Below are 14,969 nucleotides of genomic sequence, written 5' to 3'. Positions count from 1 at the left end.
CCGATCCGCGCAGCTTAGTATGAGGCGCGGGCGGCGGTGCGTGATTAACGGCGGCGAGTGTCGCTGGGGCGGAAGGTCTTATAGCTGATGTTGTGGCGTTCCATCCGGACGCCCAGCATCCGCCGGGTCAGGCCCAGTTCGGTCGCCGCCACGCCGATATTGCCGCCGCTGTTCTTCAATGCCTCGACGATCATCTCGTACTCGACGGCGTTGATCTTGGCTTCGAGCGGGGTGCGGAAGCCGGTATCGGTTTCGGTCGGCGTCTGAAGTGAGGGCGGCAAATCGTAACTGTGGATCACTCCGTCGTCGGCCAGAATCAGCGACCGCTCGATCACATTTTCCAGTTCGCGGACATTGCCGGGCCAGTGATAGCTCATCAACATGTTGAGCGCCGGGGTCGAGATCCGCTTGACGTCCTTGCCGTTCTCGGCGGCAAGGGTCGATACGAAATAATCGGCAAGCGTAATCACGTCGCTCCCCCGCTCACGCAACGGCGGGATGGTGATGGGAAAGACGTTGAGGCGGTAGAACAGATCCTCGCGGAAGGTGCCCTGCTCGACCATCGCGGCCAAATCGCGATTGGTGGCGGCGATGATGCGGACATCGACCCGCACCGGCTTACAGCCGCCGACCCGTTCAAAGGTGCGGGCCTGGAGCACGCGAAGCAACTTGGCCTGCATCGTCAGGCTGAGTTCGCCCACTTCGTCGAGGAAAATGGTGCCGCCATCAGCCTGTTCGAAATAGCCCTTGTGCATCATCACCGCGCCGGTGAACGCGCCTTTTTCGTGTCCGAATAGCTCGCTTTCCGCCAGCCCCTCGGGCAAGGCGGCACAGTTGGCTTTGACGAACGGCCCTTCGGCATTTGGGCTGTTGTAATGGATCGCGTTGGCGACGAGTTCCTTACCCACCCCGCTCTCGCCCAGGATCAGCACGGTGGCCCGCGTCACCGCGACCTTGTGAATCAGCGAATAGACCTCCTGCATCGGCTTGGAATTGCCAATGATATTGTCGGGCTTGAAGCGCTGCTTCAGCGCGTTTTTCAGCAGCCGGTTCTCGGTCTCCAGCCGGACTTTCTCGATATTTTCCATCAGGTACAGTTCGACCGCCGGGGCGATCAATGTCCCGATCATCGCCAGCAATTCGACGTCCTGTTTCAGCAGACGGTGATTGAGATAGATCCGCTCGGCGCAGATGGTGCCCAGAACCTTTTGCGCCAGGATGATCGGCACGCAGACAAAGGCGGCCTTGCCCCGATGCTTGCGGTCGCCATGGGCGCGGGTACGGTCGAGGAAATCCGGATTCTGATCGAGCCTGGGAACGATAATCGGCTTGCCGCTCTGGACCACCTTGCCGGTGATTCCTTCGCCGGGGGCATAGATGCCGCGCCCCTTTTCCTCCTCGGTCAGGCCAAAGCTGTCATGGATGAAGATCGCCTCGGAATGGCGGTCGTACAACATCATGAAGCCGCGATGCATCCGCAGGCGGCGACGCATTCCGTCCAGAGTGATCGACATCAGGGTGGCGAGATCAGCGCTCTCCGCCAGCACTTTGTTGATCTCGAACAGAATCGGCAAGACGCTGACCCGGCACTCCCCGGTGAAACAATGAGTAAATTCCTCGACCGAAGCGTCGAGAGACCGATCGAGAGTAAGGGTGTCTTCCATGCTCATTGGGCAGCTTTCGCTCCATCTATCGTGGCCCTCGTCCCCACGGGACAGACGATGCAAGCGTTAGACCAAGTTCGGTAAAAACAAGGCGTTGCGATCAGTGCGGTGGGTCATCGCGATTCCAACGCGGTACCGCCTAAAGTTGAATTGGAAGAGTTCTCTGCGCCGTCCAAATATTCCGAAACGGTAAGTTCCGACGGTGAACGTACCGAAATGGCCAATTCGTCGCGGCCCATCGCCGAGATCGTACCGGGACGAAACGGAGGGATGAATCCGGGTTCCCTCGACCGGATAATCCCACTCCGACCCGATTCGGCCCCGGCCCAAGCCCGCCGTCGGAAATTCACCGATCCGGTGAATTCATTCCGTAAATTTTCATTCCCAGTCGATTCGCGCACGGACCATTCCCCCTTGTGCCGGGGCAAATCGGATTTACCGAATCGGGAGATAATTTTTAGTTTTTTGCAGATCAGGAACAATCCGGCCTGTCCTGCCGGGGCGCAAACGGGGCAAAGCCTTGCTTTTCAACGATATCGCGTTCCACCCCGCCCGCCGATGCGGCGAGGGAAATTGTCCCGATCGGTAAATTAAAAATACAGCAAATTCAAAGCTTTGTTTGGCACGCCCTTTGCCACTGACCTTGGCATGGACGGGTTCGCTTCCGTCCCCACGGGTTCACCAAACGGAGTTTTCCACAATGACGCGCAAGGTTGCGATCTATGGCAAGGGCGGGATCGGCAAATCGACCACCACCCAGAACACGGCGGCGGCGCTGGCCCACTACCACAACAAGCGGGTGTTCATTCACGGCTGCGACCCCAAGGCGGATTCGACCCGCCTGATCCTGGGCGGCCTGCCCCAGGAAACGGTGATGGATACGCTCCGCACCCAGGGCGCGGAAAAGGTGACGCTCGACAAGGTGGTCAAGACCGGGTTCCACGATATCCGGTGCGTCGAATCGGGCGGGCCGGAGCCGGGGGTCGGCTGCGCCGGCCGCGGCGTCATCACCGCGATCGACCTGATGGAGGCCAACGAAGCCTATACCCCCGATCTCGACTTCATCTTCTTTGACGTGCTGGGCGACGTGGTGTGTGGCGGTTTCGCGATGCCGATCCGCGACGGCAAGGCGCAGGAAGTCTATGTCGTCGCCTCGGGCGAGATGATGGCGATCTATGCCGCCAACAACATCTGCAAGGGCTTGGTCAAATACGCCAAGCAGAGCGGCGTGCGCCTGGGCGGCATCATCTGCAACAGCCGCAAGGTCGATGGCGAGCGTGAGTTCCTCGAAGAGTTCTGCGCCGCGATCGGCACCAAGATGATCCACTTCGTCCCGCGCGACAACATCGTGCAGAAGGCCGAGTTCAACAAGAAGACGGTAACCGAGTTTGATCCCGCCGCGGATCAGGCTCTGGAATACCGCCAGCTTGGCCAGTCGATCATCGACAACGACAATTTCGTCATTCCGAAGCCGCTGTCGATGGATGAGCTGGAAGCGATGGTCGTCAAATACGGCATGTGCGACTGACCCCAGCTTAACGAGCCGTGCATCCGCGTGGGGCGCAGGGAAACGGTACTGCCTTCCGAACCCCGTCTCCAGTCTCAACGACCGTCCCTTGATCTGACGAGGTCGGTCGGGTGCGCCCTGCGCGGGTGCACACCTTGGTCGCGATCCAGCTACGGAGCGAAAACAATGCCCTACCATGAGTTTGAATGCAGCAAGTGCATTCCCGAGCGCAAACAGCACGCCGTTACCAAGGCCCCGGGCGAGGATCTGACCTCGTGCCTGCCCAAGGGCTATCTCAACACCATTCCGGGCTCGATCTCGGAACGCGGCTGCGCCTATTGCGGGGCCAAGCACGTCATCGGCACCCCGATGAAGGACGTCATCCATCTCAGCCACGGCCCGGTCGGCTGCACCTACGACACCTGGCAGACCAAGCGCTATATCAGCGATAACGGCAACTTCCAGCTGAAATACACCTTCGCCTCCGATGTCCGCGAAAAGCACATCGTGTTCGGGGCGGAAAAGCTGCTGAAGCAGAACATCCTCGAAGCGTTCAAGCAATTCCCCGACATCAAGCGGATGACGATCTACCAGACCTGCGCCACCGCGCTGATCGGCGACGACATCAACGCGATCGCCGAAGAGGTGATGGAGGAATTGCCCGACGTCGACATCTTCATCTGCAACTCGCCGGGCTTTGCCGGTCCCAGCCAGTCGGGCGGCCACCACAAGATCAACATCGCCTGGATCAACCAGAAGGTCGGCACCGTCGAGCCCGAGATCACCAGCGATTACGTGATCAATTACGTCGGCGAGTACAACATCCAGGGCGACCAGGAGGTGATGCAGGACTTCTTCAAGCGGATGGGCATCCAGGTCCTGTCGACCTTTACCGGCAACGGCCGGTATGACGATCTGCGGGCGATGCACAAGGCGCATCTGAACGTGCTCGAATGCGCCCGCTCGGCCGAATATATCTGCAACGAATTGCGGGTCCGCTACGGCATTCCCCGCCTCGACATCGACGGGTTCGGCTTCGAGCCGCTGTCCCAATCGCTGCGCAAGGTCGCGATGTTCTTCGGTATCGAAGAGCGCGCCGAGGCGATCATCGCCGAGGAAACCGCACGGTGGAAGCCCGAGCTCGATTGGTACAAGGAACGCCTGAAGGGAAAGAAGGTGTGCCTGTGGCCGGGCGGCTCGAAGCTGTGGCACTGGGCCCACGTCATCGAAGAGGAAATGGGCGTCAAGGTCGTCTCGGTCTACACCAAGTTCGGCCACCAGGGCGACATGGAAAAGGGCATCGCCCGGTGCGGCGAAGATGCGCTGGCGATCGACGATCCCAACGAGTTGGAAAGCCTTGAAGCCCTCGAAAATCTGAAGCCCGACATCATCTTCACCGGCAAGCGCCCGGGCGAAGTCGCCAAGAAGGTCGGCGTCCCCTACCTCAACGCCCACGCCTACCATAACGGCCCTTACAAGGGCTATGAGGGCTGGGTCCGCTTCGCCCGCGACATCTACAACGCGATCTACTCGCCGATCCACCAATTGGCCGAGTTGGATATCAGCCGCGACCCGATCCCGACCGACAAGGGCTTCGCGACCCAGCGGATGCTGTCCGATGCGTCCCTGCCCGAGGACATCCGCGCCTCGACCACGCTGCGCCAGTACAGCGGGGCCTATGACAGCGTGAGCCCCCTGCGGGACAAGACCTATCCCACGTTCGAATCCCGCCCCGCCGCGGCCGAATAGCACGAGGACGATCATGGAAGACGTCACCAAGACCCGGGTCGAGCAACTGATCGACTACATCATGAAGAATTGCCTGTGGCAGTTCCATTCCCGCAACTGGGACCGCAAGCGTCAGAACGAGAACATCCTCGGCATGACCACCCGGCTGCTGTGCGGCGAGACGGTCAAGCCCGAAACGCCCGAGGACAAATGCTATTGGGTCGATGCGGTCTGCCTCGCCGAAGCCTATCGCGATCGCCATCCCTGGCTGGCGACCCTGGGGGTCGACCAGATCCGCGATCTGATGGCCAAGCTGCACGAACAGCTCGATATCCAGACCATCACCGGCTCGCTCAACGAAGAACTGACCGATCAGCACTATTAGGGAAGGATTGCTCCATGTCCTGTGAACTGAAACTGAAAGAGCGGATCGGCACCATCAACCCGATCTTCACCTGCCAGCCGGCCGGGGCCCAATATGCCAGCATCGGCATCAAGGACTGCATCGGCATCGTCCATGGCGGCCAGGGCTGCGTGATGTTCGTCCGTCTGCTGATCTCGCAGCACCTGAAGGAAAGCTTCGAGATCGCCTCATCCTCGGTCCACGAGGACGGCGCGGTGTTCGGCGCGCTGAACCGGGTCGAGGAAGCGGTCGACGTCCTGCTGATGCGCTATCCCAACGTCAAGGTGATCCCGATCATCACCACCTGCTCGACCGAGGTGATCGGCGACGACGTTGACGGCGTCGTCACCAAGCTGGAGGAAGAGCTGCTTCAGGTGAAGTATCCCGACCGCGAGGTTCACCTGATCCCGATCCACACCCCCAGCTTCGTCGGCAGCATGGTCAGCGGCTATGACGTCGCCGTCCGCGATTTCGTCAAATACTTCGCCAAGAAGGACAAGCCCAGCTTCAAGATCAATCTGATCACCGGCTGGGTCAATCCGGGCGACGTCACCGAGTTGAAGAGCCTGCTGGCCGCGATGGAGATCGAAGCCAACGTTTTGTTCGAGATCGAAAGCTTCGACTCGCCGCTGATGCCCGACAAGAGCGCGGTGTCGCACGGATCGACCACGATCGAAGACCTGATCTCGACCGCCGACGCCCAGGGCACGATCGCTCTCAACCGCTATGAAGGCGGCAAGGCGGCCAAGTTCCTGGAAAAGCGGTGGGACGTTCCCGCGATCATCGGGCCGACCCCGATCGGCATCCGCAACACCGACACCTTCCTCCAGAATCTGAAGGCAATGACCGGCAAGCCGATCCCCGACTCGCTGGTGCGCGAACGCGGCATCGCGATCGACGCGATCACCGACATCACCCACATGTTCCTCGCCGACAAGAAGGTGGCGATCTTTGGCAATCCCGATCTGGTGCTCGGGCTGGCGGAATTCTGCCTCGACCTCGAGATGAAGCCGGTCCTGCTCCTGCTCGGCGACGAGAACGCCGAGTACGAAAACGACCCCCGGATCAAGGCGTTGCAGGACGGCGTCGATTTCGACATGGAAATCATCGCCAACGCCGATCTTTGGGAACTGGAAGACCGCATCAAGAACAAGGGGCTGGAACTCGATCTGATCCTCGGCCATTCCAAGGGCCGGTTCGTCGCGATCGACAACATGATCCCGATGGTCCGGGTCGGCTTCCCCACCTATGACCGCGCCGGTCTCTACCGCTATCCGGTCGTCGGCTACAAGGGTGCCACCTGGCTGGCCGAGCAGATGGCCAACGCCCTGTTCACCGACATGGAATACAAGAAAAACAAGGAGTGGATCCTGAACGTCTGGTAAGGCCCGCTGCTTTCGGGGCGGCGGGCCATCGCGGCGGCCGCCCCGCTTGTTTCCGCAAATCGTCGGGAGGGTTCCGATGAAAATAGCCGCTTGTATCGACGAGGCCGGAACGGTCTCGACGTTGAACCGGACCGCAGCGATCTGTCTGTTCGGACGCGAGAACAGTGGATGGACCGAGCAGGACCGGATCGCCTTCGATCTTGCCAGCAATCCCACCCTGGCCGAGCGCAAGGCGGTGCTGCGCGATCTCGCCACCCGGCTGGGCGATTGCCGGGTGCTGCTGACGGCGGGCGAGGTCGGCATCGTTCCCGCCATCTTGCAAGAGGAACTGGGCTTTCGCCTGTGGCGGTCGGAAGGCGATCTGGCCGAGCAACTCGACAGCGTTGCCGCCCACGAAGCCGAAGTGGCGGAGAAAGCGGCAAAGGCTGCTCTGTCGCCTCCGATTCCGATTCCGACCGCGCCGCTGGGGCTGGGCGGAGGCTGCGGTGGTGGTGGCTCCCCCCGGCGCCGGGGTGGCCCCGCGCCGACCGCCGAAATTCTGGCCCAGGCCAAGGTCGCACTGGAAATCGTCGGCGATCCCGCCGACAGCCGGTTCCGCCTCGATCTGGCCGCCCTGCTGGACTCGGGAGCCGGGCTGAATTCCCGCGACATTCTGGTTCCGATCCTGGTCGGGCCACCGTTCCGTTCGCTCGAAATTCTCTGTGACCATCCGCCGCGCTGGCTGGCCGAAACCGCCGCCGGGCTGGGCCTGATCGTAACGATCGAGTCCCTCGATGAAGGGGTCCGGGTCACCGTCACCCGCAGGAACTCCGCCTAATGCGCGTCCTTGGATCGCACACCCCCTCCCCCCTCGCGTGACAGGATTACCGCCATGCCCATCCGCCCAACCCGCCGCCGCGTGCTCTATTTCGCTTATGGCGGTGACATGCATCCCGACCAGATCGCCGAGCGGTGCGAGGCCGCCGAACTGATCGGCCGCGCCCGCCTCGACTCCTATCGGCTGGCCTTCCATGGCCGCTCGCGGGTATGGGATGGCGGCCAGGAAACCGCGAAGCCCGATCCAATCGGCCAGATCCATGGCGTGCTCTATCGCCTGTCGGTGTCCGATTTCGACCGGCTCGACATCTGGCAGGGAGTCCGGATCGACGGCGGCGGATCGTACTTTCACTCGCCGGTCGATGTGATCGACGACCAGGGCCATCTGATCGACGCCTTGATCTATCGCAAAGCCGTCGAAGGTGCCGCCGCCCCGCCCAGCCATGATTATCTGCGCCACCTGGTCGCGGCGGCGACGGTGCGGGGATTGCCGCCCGATTACATTGCCGCGCTGGCGGCAAATCCTTCGCGCCCGGCCGATTTCCCTGTCCCGCGCGCAGACCACACCGCAGCAGCCTTGCTCTCCGGCATCAGCTGTGCTTGTTGACCCCTGGGTACGGTCGGCCCCCCGGCCTGCCGCCCTTTGACGACGGAGACAACGACATGACCAAGCAGAGTGCGGGACACCCGCATGGCCCGATGCGCCGCAAAGAGCGCGAGATCACCGACCGGGCGGAAATCGACGCGATTCTGGCCTCCGAGCAGGTGATGCACCTCGCTCTGTGCGCCGACAACGTGCCGTTCCTGGTGCCGGTGTTTTTTGCCTATGACGGCACCGCGCTCTATTTCCACTCCGCTCCGGCCGGGTCGAAGATCAACATCTTGAAGCAGAACAACCGCGTCTGTTTCGAGATATCGGCCTATTACGGCGTGATCGAGGATGAACGCGCCTGTGACTTCGAAGCGCATCACCGCACCGTGATCGGTACCGGACAGGCGGTGTTCGTCGAAGATCCCGAGGAAAAAATCCGGGCGCTCAACCAGATCGTCGCCCTGTTCACCAAGACCCAATTCACCTTTCCGAAACCGAAGCTGACCCATACCACGGTGATCCGGATCGACATCGATCAGATCAAGGGCAAAAGCCACGGCTTCCCCAAGACCTGACCGACGGGGTCCGGGGGACTTTTTCCCTCTCGTCCCCCGGACCAGACGTCGTACCAACCGGCCAAATCGTGGATTGGCCGGTATTCAGATGTACCCGTGATAGGCCCGGACCTTGTAGCGCCCGCCGATCACCAGGAATTCGCCCTCACTGTTCAGGGCACGGTCGTCGAGCAGACCGGGGAAGAACAGCAGCTTGACCGTGGGAATCTCGGTCTCCAGCACCCAATCGCCGAATTCCTCCGCCCGCTCCTGCGAACAACTGAACGACACCAGATTGTTGAGCCGCACCTCGGCAAGCCGACCGGCGATCCGATCCCCGACCCGCTGCCCCTCGAAATCGTTGGTGCCACGCCACAGCCGGACGAAACGCGGCCCCGGTTTCTTGAAATGGCGGATGCTCCACTGCCCGTATTCGTAGAGAAGATCGATCTGCTGATGGATGCAGTTATTGTGAAAGCGGATGTCTGTTTTCTCGCTTAAATAGCGGGCCCAGGCCTCCGACGGGAAGATCCCCAGCGGGTCTTTGTGAAAGACCGGGACGATACCGAAGCGGCTTTCGACCCAGCCCTTCAGCACCGCCGCCTTGGCGTTGTTGGAATCCCCGCCCCAGCCCCGCAACAGCTCAAGATAGCTGGTGGCGGCACGGCGGGATTCGGCCGGTCCGTCGTCGGGCGCGGGCGGACCCAGGCCAAAATGCAGGGCCATGTAATGGGAAAACACCGCCGCCGCCTCGGCCTGGGTGGCACAGCGACCCAGCAACTGGAACAGACCGGGATGGGTTTCCCGCGTTCCATAAATCGTGAGGCGCCGCAGCGAGCGATTAAAGGCCGAGGAGCCCAGGATTCGCGGGGGAATCCCCACCATCGAGGTGCTGTACCATTCCTCGGGGTCTTCGATCGGACTGGATTGGGCGGGCGGCAAAAGCGGGTCCACAGCGGTCATGGCGGAAACGAAAGCCCTTCGCGACGACATCGCGGATAGCGAATGGTGTAGCGTATCGTTCCGACCATAGCATGAGCTGTGCGGGGCTGAATCGCCGTAATCGCTGAAAAGGGGGAGGGCACTGCCCTCCCCGCCTCCTCAGACCTTGATATCGACCGATGTGATCTCGGCCACGTCGACAACCGTCACCGAGGCGACGGCCGCGACATCCGAGGTCTCTGCCCCCGCACCGTCCGACGGCGAGGCGGACTGGGACCTATCGTCGAGCGAAATACCAAACGCCGCCGCCGCTTTCAGAACTTCGCGGTTGGCCTTTTCGACCTCCTCGGACTCGCGTGTGCCGGGAAGGACGCTCGAGCGAAGCTTTTCCAATATTTTCTTCGCCAGTTGCAGCAATTCCCGGACTTGATCCTTGATCGAATTATCACCCCCAGGCGCACCGGGCGTGGCCACCGACTGAGCTTGTTCTGTCGGAGCCGCCGCCTTGGCCCCATCCGCCGCCGTTGTCTGTGCCACAGCCCCCGCCTCCGTCGCAGCGGCAGGAGCGGCCTGGGCAGAGACGGTCAAAGCCCCCTCGCCCGCCGTCGCCGCCGATGCGGCCACAGCGCCCGAAGCGTCGGCTGAAACCGCCGTAGCCGTGGTGGCCGTGGCGGTCACCGAACCGCCGCCACCGCTGGCGGCAGCATTGCCGAGACTGCGGGCGATTTCGGCAACTTCGCGGGCGATGGCTCGGATGGTGCGGGGATCGGTGGCGGATTGGGCCAGCATCTTCAAAAGTTTGAGACGCTCTTTCTTGGCCTCGAGATCCTTGGTGGTGGCGAAGTTTTGCGCATCCTTCGCCCCCTGGGCCAGCTTCTTCGAGATGTCCAGGGCGTCTTCGTACTGGCGCTTCGCGTCCGGATCGGCGCGGGCGAAGACATCTTCTTTGATCGGAGTCTGCCTGATGCTGCGAAACAGGGACTGTGCGTCAGCTCCCTGTGCGACCGCGGAAAAACCGATATTGGGCATTCTAACCCCCATCGCTATGGCGGGACTTCTTCCCGGATATCCCACGATAGCAAATCCGCCGCCCCCAAGAAAGCGTCGCGCAATAGCTGCAAAAATTATCCGCAAACCACTCGGTTAATACGTAGTGCCGGAGGGGGCTGGATTTCGTCAAAGCGGATGACCATGTCACGGATGTCCTTGTCCCCATGACCGAGGAGACTGACCAAATGAGCAGAGTAGGGATCGTATTGGGGGCCGCTTTGCTGCTGGCCGGATGTACCGAGGGCCGATTTCAGCCCTTTGGCGGAATAGCCGACCCGGTGTGTATGCCGGATGGTTCTGTGGCGTTCTATCAGGAGGCCGCAACTGACGGCACCCTGGGTCAACCCCGTGCCAAGAAGGAATATTGCGCCTGGAACAAGAAGCCCGCCTCGCCCTGACCCGGGCCAACGGCGACCGCCCCCCTTCCGGTAGTGGCGGGGGGCGGATTCCGTCCGCTGCATTGCAACATGAGGTTTTGCCGATTCGGGCATTGACAGCCCCGGCCCGGATCGCTTCTTCTTGTGGTCTATCAACTGGGTGTAGTGATGCTGTCGAGCAAGGCGAAGTACGGGTTAAAGGCAATGGTGCATCTGGCCGAGCGCGAAGGGCGGGGGCCAGTCCTCATCGCCGATATCGCCGAGACCGAGCGTATTCCCAAAAAGTTTCTCGACACCATCTTGCTAGAGTTGAAAAATCACGGCCTGCTGTCGAGCAAAAAGGGCAAGGGTGGCGGCTATACCCTGGCCCGTCCGGCCGATCGGATCATGGCCGGAGAGGTGATCCGCATTCTGGACGGCCCGCTGGCGCCGGTCCCGTGTGTTTCGCGCTCGGCCTACCGCCCCTGTTCCGACTGTCAGGACGAGGGGAGCTGTGCCGTCCGTGGCGTAATGCAGGATGTGCGCGACGCGATGGCCGCGATCGTCGACAACACCACCCTGATCGACATGTCAAAGCGCCGTGGCCGGGTCGAGCCGGTCCTGATGTACGACATCTGAGCGGCCCGACCGACAAGACGCCGGTTTGGCCGCAATATCGCCGCCGCACCCCACCCGTTCGGGTGGTACATGAAGGTGGGGCGATGTCATTTCCATCATCCGGGCCGCTTGCCGAGGATCGTTCCTACTCCAGTAGGGACGGGTTACTGACGCTTATTGATGAGTTTAAGCAATTAACTGAAACAGATATTTTTGGTATTGTAAATTTAGGCGCACATAGTCTAGTTATTGACCCACGCCTGTACCGCAGATGGAAAGGTCGCTTTTCGCATGTAGGTATTTGTCACGAATGCCGAGGCGAAATTATCACGGTGCCAAAGTTGTTTGCTTGACAGCATGCGAGCACTGTATTAGATCGACTCTCCCCGTACCGGTGACCGGACGGAGGGGGTGTAGCTCAGTTGGTTAGAGCGCCGGCCTGTCACGCCGGAGGTCGCGGGTTCGAGCCCCGTCACTCCCGCCACCCGGCCCTGTAGGGCCCGGGTAGGCTCCGTTGGGTTAGGAGTTGAGTCGGTCTCAACAGGGGTCGTCATCGAGCGGCGGCAGGCAACGTCGGGTTCGATCCCGCCTTGACCGAGCGGGCGCGAAAGAATGTGCCGGACGATCCTCGTGGTGAAGCAACAAGGGCCGGGGAAGGAATGATGGACGCTTGGCTGGTTGAATATCTGCCGATCCTCGTCTTCTTCGGCATCGCCGTTGCGATCGCCGGGTTGTGCGTCGGCGGTTCGTGGCTGGTGGCGCGGCAAAAGCCCGACGTCGAAAAAGCCACCCCTTATGAATGCGGATTCGAACCCTTCGGCGATGCGCGCTCGCGCTTCGACGTCCGCTTCTATCTGGTCTCGATCCTCTTCATCATTTTCGATCTGGAAATCGCTTTCCTGTTCCCTTGGGCGGTGACTCTGGGGAAAATCGGATTGTTCGGCTTCTGGTCGATGATGGTTTTCCTGGCGGTGCTGACCGTCGGGTTCGTCTATGAATGGCGCAAGGGAGCCCTGGAATGGGAATGAACGGGGAGTCACCGGCGGTCCTGCCGGTGGGTGGCGCCCGGTTGCTGCCCCCCGGGCCGGAGCAGGATGCCCTGCTGGCCGCCGTCACCGACGAGATTTCCAACAAGGGATTCGTCGTCGCCAATGTCGATGCTCTGGCAGCCTGGGCTCGGACCGGCAGCCTGTGGCCGCTGACCTTCGGCCTGGCCTGCTGCGCCATCGAGATGATGCACGCCGCCTGTTCCCGCTATGACATGGACCGCTTCGGGGTCGTGTTCCGGCCGACGCCGCGTCAGGCCGACGTGATGATCGTCGCCGGGACCCTGACCAACAAGATGGCCCCCGCCCTGCGCCGGGTCTACGACCAGATGGCTGAGCCGCGCTGGGTGATCTCGATGGGGTCGTGTGCCAATGGCGGCGGCTATTACCATTACAGCTATTCGGTCGTGCGCGGCTGCGACCGCATCGTCCCGGTCGACATCTATGTTCCGGGCTGTCCGCCGAGCGCCGAAGCCTTGATCTACGGCATCCTGCAACTGCAAAAGAAGATCCGTCGCACCGGCGCGATCACCCGCTAGCGATCGAACGAAGGACCGCCGAACCATGACGCAAGCGCTGAAGGATCTGGGCGAACTGATCGCCGCCGCCTTGCCGCAGGACGTGCGCCGGGCCGAGGTCAATCGCGTCGGCGAACTGACGCTTGAGGTCTCTGCCGCCTCGATCCTGTCGGTGCTGGCCTTCCTGCGCGACGATCCTGCCTGCCAGTTCAAGCAGCTTCTCGACGTGTGCGGGGTCGATTGGCCCGGCCGCGATCCGCGCTTCGACGTCGTCTATCACCTGCTGTCGATGAAGCATAACCAGCGCATCCGGGTGAAGCTGGCGACCGACGACGACTCTCCGGTCCCGTCGGCGACCGGCCTGTTCAGCTCGGCCGGGTGGTTCGAGCGCGAAGTGTGGGACATGTTCGGAATTCTGTTCTCGGGCCATCCCGACCTGCGCCGGATTCTGACCGATTACGGCTTTGACGGCCACCCGCTGCGCAAGGATTTCCCGCTGACCGGCCGGGTCGAAGTCCGCTATGACGACGAGCAGAAGCGCGTGGTCTACGAGCCGGTGCGTCTGGTCCAGGACTTCCGCCGCTTCGATTTCCAATCGCCGTGGGAGGGTGGCGGTCCGCTTCCCGGCGACGAGAAGGCCGGGGGGAGAGTCTAAAGATCATGGCCGAGACCCGGATCGAGACCTATTCGCTCAATTTCGGACCGCAGCATCCGGCTGCGCACGGCGTGCTGCGCCTGATCCTGGAAATGTCGGGCGAAGTGGTTGAACGCGCCGACCCGCATATCGGACTGCTGCATCGCGGCACCGAAAAGCTGATCGAGCACAAAACCTATCTCCAGGCCGTGCCCTATTTCGACCGGCTTGATTACATCGGCACGATGAATCAGGAGCACGCCTTCGTCCTGGCGACGGAGAAGTTGCTGGGCCTGACCCTGCCGCCGCGCGCCCAATACATTCGCACGATGTATTGCGAGATCGGCCGGATTCTCAACCACCTGATCAGCATCTGCACCTACATCCTCGACGTCGGCGGCATGACCCCGATGCTGTGGGGGTTCGAGGAACGCGACAAGCTGATGGAATTCTATGAGCGGGCCAGCGGTGCCCGCCTCCATGCCAATTATTTCCGTCCCGGTGGCGTCGCCGCCGATCTCCCGCAGGATTTGCTCGACGATATCGGCGCGTGGACCCACACCTTCCCCAAGGTGCTGGACGACATCGAATCGCTGGTCACCGAAAACCGCATCTTCAAGCAGCGGACCGTCGATATCGGCATCGTCACGCCGGAACAGGCGCTCGATTGGGGCTTCACCGGCCCCAACCTGCGCGCCTCGGGCATCGCCTGGGATCTGCGCAAGGCCCAGCCTTACGAGGTCTACGACCAGCTTGAGTTCGACATTCCGGTCGGCAGCAACGGCGATTGCTATGACCGCTATCTCGTCCGCGTGCTGGAGATGCGCCAAAGCGTCCTGCTGATCCGCCAGTGTCTGGAGAAGATGCCGGGCGGCCCGGTCAAGGTTGACGACAACAAGGTGTCCCCGCCCCCGCGCGCCGAGATGAAGCGCTCGATGGAGGCGCTGATCCATCATTTCAAGCTGTTCACCGAGGGCTTCCACGTCCCGGCCGGAGAGGTCTATGCCGCCGTCGAAGCGCCCAAGGGCGAGTTCGCGGTCTATCTGATCGCCGATGGCAGCGGCAAACCCTATCGCTGCAAGATCCGGCCGCCGGGGTTCGTCCATCTTCAGGCTCTCGACATGATGTCGAGAGGCCATATGCTGGCCGACGTGGT

The 14,969-nt window shown here is 61.8% G+C and carries 16 protein-coding genes and 1 tRNA gene; 14 read left to right on the top strand and 3 right to left on the bottom strand.

Annotated features, from left to right (window positions below; genetic code table 11):
* Positions 1-44 precede the first annotated feature (44 nt).
* Positions 45-1,670 (bottom strand): sigma 54-interacting transcriptional regulator, encoded by a 1,626-nt coding sequence (locus K678_RS15245; RefSeq protein ID WP_196802596.1) that lies wholly within the window; start codon positions 1,668-1,670, stop codon positions 45-47.
* 694 nt (positions 1,671-2,364) lie between these two features.
* Here K678_RS15245 and nifH point away from each other — a divergent pair.
* The 7 genes from nifH (at position 2,365) to K678_RS15210 (ending at position 8,670) form a co-directional block, all read left to right on the top strand.
* On the top strand, positions 2,365-3,192 hold the full coding sequence (gene nifH / locus K678_RS15240) for a nitrogenase iron protein (protein ID WP_021133367.1): 828 nt from the start codon (positions 2,365-2,367) through the stop codon (positions 3,190-3,192).
* A 165-nt stretch (positions 3,193-3,357) separates the two neighbouring features.
* The gene (anfD, locus tag K678_RS15235) at positions 3,358-4,920 is read left to right on the top strand and encodes a nitrogenase iron-iron protein, alpha chain (protein WP_021133366.1); all 1,563 of its coding nucleotides are present in this window, start codon (positions 3,358-3,360) and stop codon (positions 4,918-4,920) included.
* Between the two features lie 13 nt (positions 4,921-4,933).
* Entirely contained in the window at positions 4,934-5,284 is a 351-nt protein-coding gene (anfG, locus tag K678_RS15230) for a Fe-only nitrogenase subunit delta (RefSeq protein WP_021133365.1), read from the top strand.
* Between the two features lie 14 nt (positions 5,285-5,298).
* On the top strand, positions 5,299-6,687 hold the full coding sequence (gene anfK / locus K678_RS15225) for a Fe-only nitrogenase subunit beta (protein ID WP_021133364.1): 1,389 nt from the start codon (positions 5,299-5,301) through the stop codon (positions 6,685-6,687).
* Positions 6,688-6,763: 76 nt separating this feature from the next.
* Positions 6,764-7,504 (top strand): Fe-only nitrogenase accessory protein AnfO, encoded by a 741-nt coding sequence (gene anfO, locus K678_RS17960; RefSeq protein WP_021133363.1) that lies wholly within the window; start codon positions 6,764-6,766, stop codon positions 7,502-7,504.
* 54 nt (positions 7,505-7,558) lie between these two features.
* Positions 7,559-8,110, top strand: a complete 552-nt coding sequence (locus tag K678_RS15215) for a gamma-glutamylcyclotransferase family protein (RefSeq protein WP_021133362.1) — start codon at positions 7,559-7,561, stop codon at positions 8,108-8,110.
* Positions 8,111-8,166: 56 nt separating this feature from the next.
* On the top strand, positions 8,167-8,670 hold the full coding sequence (locus K678_RS15210; protein ID WP_021133361.1) for a pyridoxamine 5'-phosphate oxidase family protein: 504 nt from the start codon (positions 8,167-8,169) through the stop codon (positions 8,668-8,670).
* An 84-nt stretch (positions 8,671-8,754) separates the two neighbouring features.
* Here K678_RS15210 and K678_RS15205 read toward each other — a convergent pair whose 3' ends face one another.
* Both K678_RS15205 and K678_RS17955 read right to left on the bottom strand, forming a co-directional pair.
* On the bottom strand, positions 8,755-9,612 hold the full coding sequence (locus tag K678_RS15205) for an NAD(+)--dinitrogen-reductase ADP-D-ribosyltransferase (protein ID WP_021133360.1): 858 nt from the start codon (positions 9,610-9,612) through the stop codon (positions 8,755-8,757).
* 138 nt (positions 9,613-9,750) lie between these two features.
* Entirely contained in the window at positions 9,751-10,620 is an 870-nt protein-coding gene (locus K678_RS17955) for a hypothetical protein (protein ID WP_021133359.1), read from the bottom strand.
* A gap of 206 nt (positions 10,621-10,826) precedes the next feature.
* Between K678_RS17955 and K678_RS15195 the strand changes: the two genes are divergently transcribed.
* From K678_RS15195 to K678_RS15165, 7 genes are all read left to right on the top strand, one after another.
* Positions 10,827-11,039 (top strand): hypothetical protein, encoded by a 213-nt coding sequence (locus tag K678_RS15195; RefSeq protein ID WP_039853448.1) that lies wholly within the window; start codon positions 10,827-10,829, stop codon positions 11,037-11,039.
* 147 nt (positions 11,040-11,186) lie between these two features.
* Positions 11,187-11,636, top strand: a complete 450-nt coding sequence (locus K678_RS15190; protein WP_039853442.1) for an RrF2 family transcriptional regulator — start codon at positions 11,187-11,189, stop codon at positions 11,634-11,636.
* 386 nt (positions 11,637-12,022) lie between these two features.
* A tRNA-Asp gene (locus tag K678_RS15185) sits at positions 12,023-12,099 on the top strand.
* 178 nt (positions 12,100-12,277) lie between these two features.
* On the top strand, positions 12,278-12,643 hold the full coding sequence (locus tag K678_RS15180; RefSeq protein ID WP_021133356.1) for an NADH-quinone oxidoreductase subunit A: 366 nt from the start codon (positions 12,278-12,280) through the stop codon (positions 12,641-12,643).
* Positions 12,640-13,200, top strand: a complete 561-nt coding sequence (locus tag K678_RS15175; RefSeq protein WP_039853441.1) for a NuoB/complex I 20 kDa subunit family protein — start codon at positions 12,640-12,642, stop codon at positions 13,198-13,200. The genes K678_RS15180 and K678_RS15175 overlap by 4 nt, the downstream gene beginning before the upstream one ends.
* Positions 13,201-13,225: 25 nt before the next feature.
* Entirely contained in the window at positions 13,226-13,834 is a 609-nt protein-coding gene (locus K678_RS15170) for an NADH-quinone oxidoreductase subunit C (RefSeq protein WP_021133354.1), read from the top strand.
* A 5-nt stretch (positions 13,835-13,839) separates the two neighbouring features.
* A partial coding sequence (locus K678_RS15165) for an NADH-quinone oxidoreductase subunit D (RefSeq protein ID WP_021133353.1) occupies positions 13,840-14,969 on the top strand: 1,130 nt, incomplete at its 3' end.

The organism is Magnetospirillum fulvum MGU-K5, assembly GCF_000442515.1.
GTDB classification, from domain to species: domain Bacteria; phylum Pseudomonadota; class Alphaproteobacteria; order Rhodospirillales; family Magnetospirillaceae; genus Phaeospirillum; species Phaeospirillum fulvum_B.
Note: the sequence above shows the minus strand (reverse complement) of the source record. Positions and strands in the feature narration are given on the sequence as shown.

What these genes read in the sequence shown, in the direction of transcription:
- K678_RS15245 (WP_196802596.1), bottom strand. Translation starts at nt 1,670, where the DNA reads ATGAGCATGGAAGACACCCTTACTCTCGATCGGTCTCTCGACGCTTCG.
- nifH (WP_021133367.1), top strand. Translation starts at nt 2,365, where the DNA reads ATGACGCGCAAGGTTGCGATCTATGGCAAGGGCGGGATCGGCAAATCG.
- anfD (WP_021133366.1), top strand. Translation starts at nt 3,358, where the DNA reads ATGCCCTACCATGAGTTTGAATGCAGCAAGTGCATTCCCGAGCGCAAA.
- anfG (WP_021133365.1), top strand. Translation starts at nt 4,934, where the DNA reads ATGGAAGACGTCACCAAGACCCGGGTCGAGCAACTGATCGACTACATC.
- anfK (WP_021133364.1), top strand. Translation starts at nt 5,299, where the DNA reads ATGTCCTGTGAACTGAAACTGAAAGAGCGGATCGGCACCATCAACCCG.
- anfO (WP_021133363.1), top strand. Translation starts at nt 6,764, where the DNA reads ATGAAAATAGCCGCTTGTATCGACGAGGCCGGAACGGTCTCGACGTTG.
- K678_RS15215 (WP_021133362.1), top strand. Translation starts at nt 7,559, where the DNA reads ATGCCCATCCGCCCAACCCGCCGCCGCGTGCTCTATTTCGCTTATGGC.
- K678_RS15210 (WP_021133361.1), top strand. Translation starts at nt 8,167, where the DNA reads ATGACCAAGCAGAGTGCGGGACACCCGCATGGCCCGATGCGCCGCAAA.
- K678_RS15205 (WP_021133360.1), bottom strand. Translation starts at nt 9,612, where the DNA reads ATGACCGCTGTGGACCCGCTTTTGCCGCCCGCCCAATCCAGTCCGATC.
- K678_RS17955 (WP_021133359.1), bottom strand. Translation starts at nt 10,620, where the DNA reads ATGCCCAATATCGGTTTTTCCGCGGTCGCACAGGGAGCTGACGCACAG.
- K678_RS15195 (WP_039853448.1), top strand. Translation starts at nt 10,827, where the DNA reads ATGAGCAGAGTAGGGATCGTATTGGGGGCCGCTTTGCTGCTGGCCGGA.
- K678_RS15190 (WP_039853442.1), top strand. Translation starts at nt 11,187, where the DNA reads ATGCTGTCGAGCAAGGCGAAGTACGGGTTAAAGGCAATGGTGCATCTG.
- K678_RS15180 (WP_021133356.1), top strand. Translation starts at nt 12,278, where the DNA reads ATGGACGCTTGGCTGGTTGAATATCTGCCGATCCTCGTCTTCTTCGGC.
- K678_RS15175 (WP_039853441.1), top strand. Translation starts at nt 12,640, where the DNA reads ATGAACGGGGAGTCACCGGCGGTCCTGCCGGTGGGTGGCGCCCGGTTG.
- K678_RS15170 (WP_021133354.1), top strand. Translation starts at nt 13,226, where the DNA reads ATGACGCAAGCGCTGAAGGATCTGGGCGAACTGATCGCCGCCGCCTTG.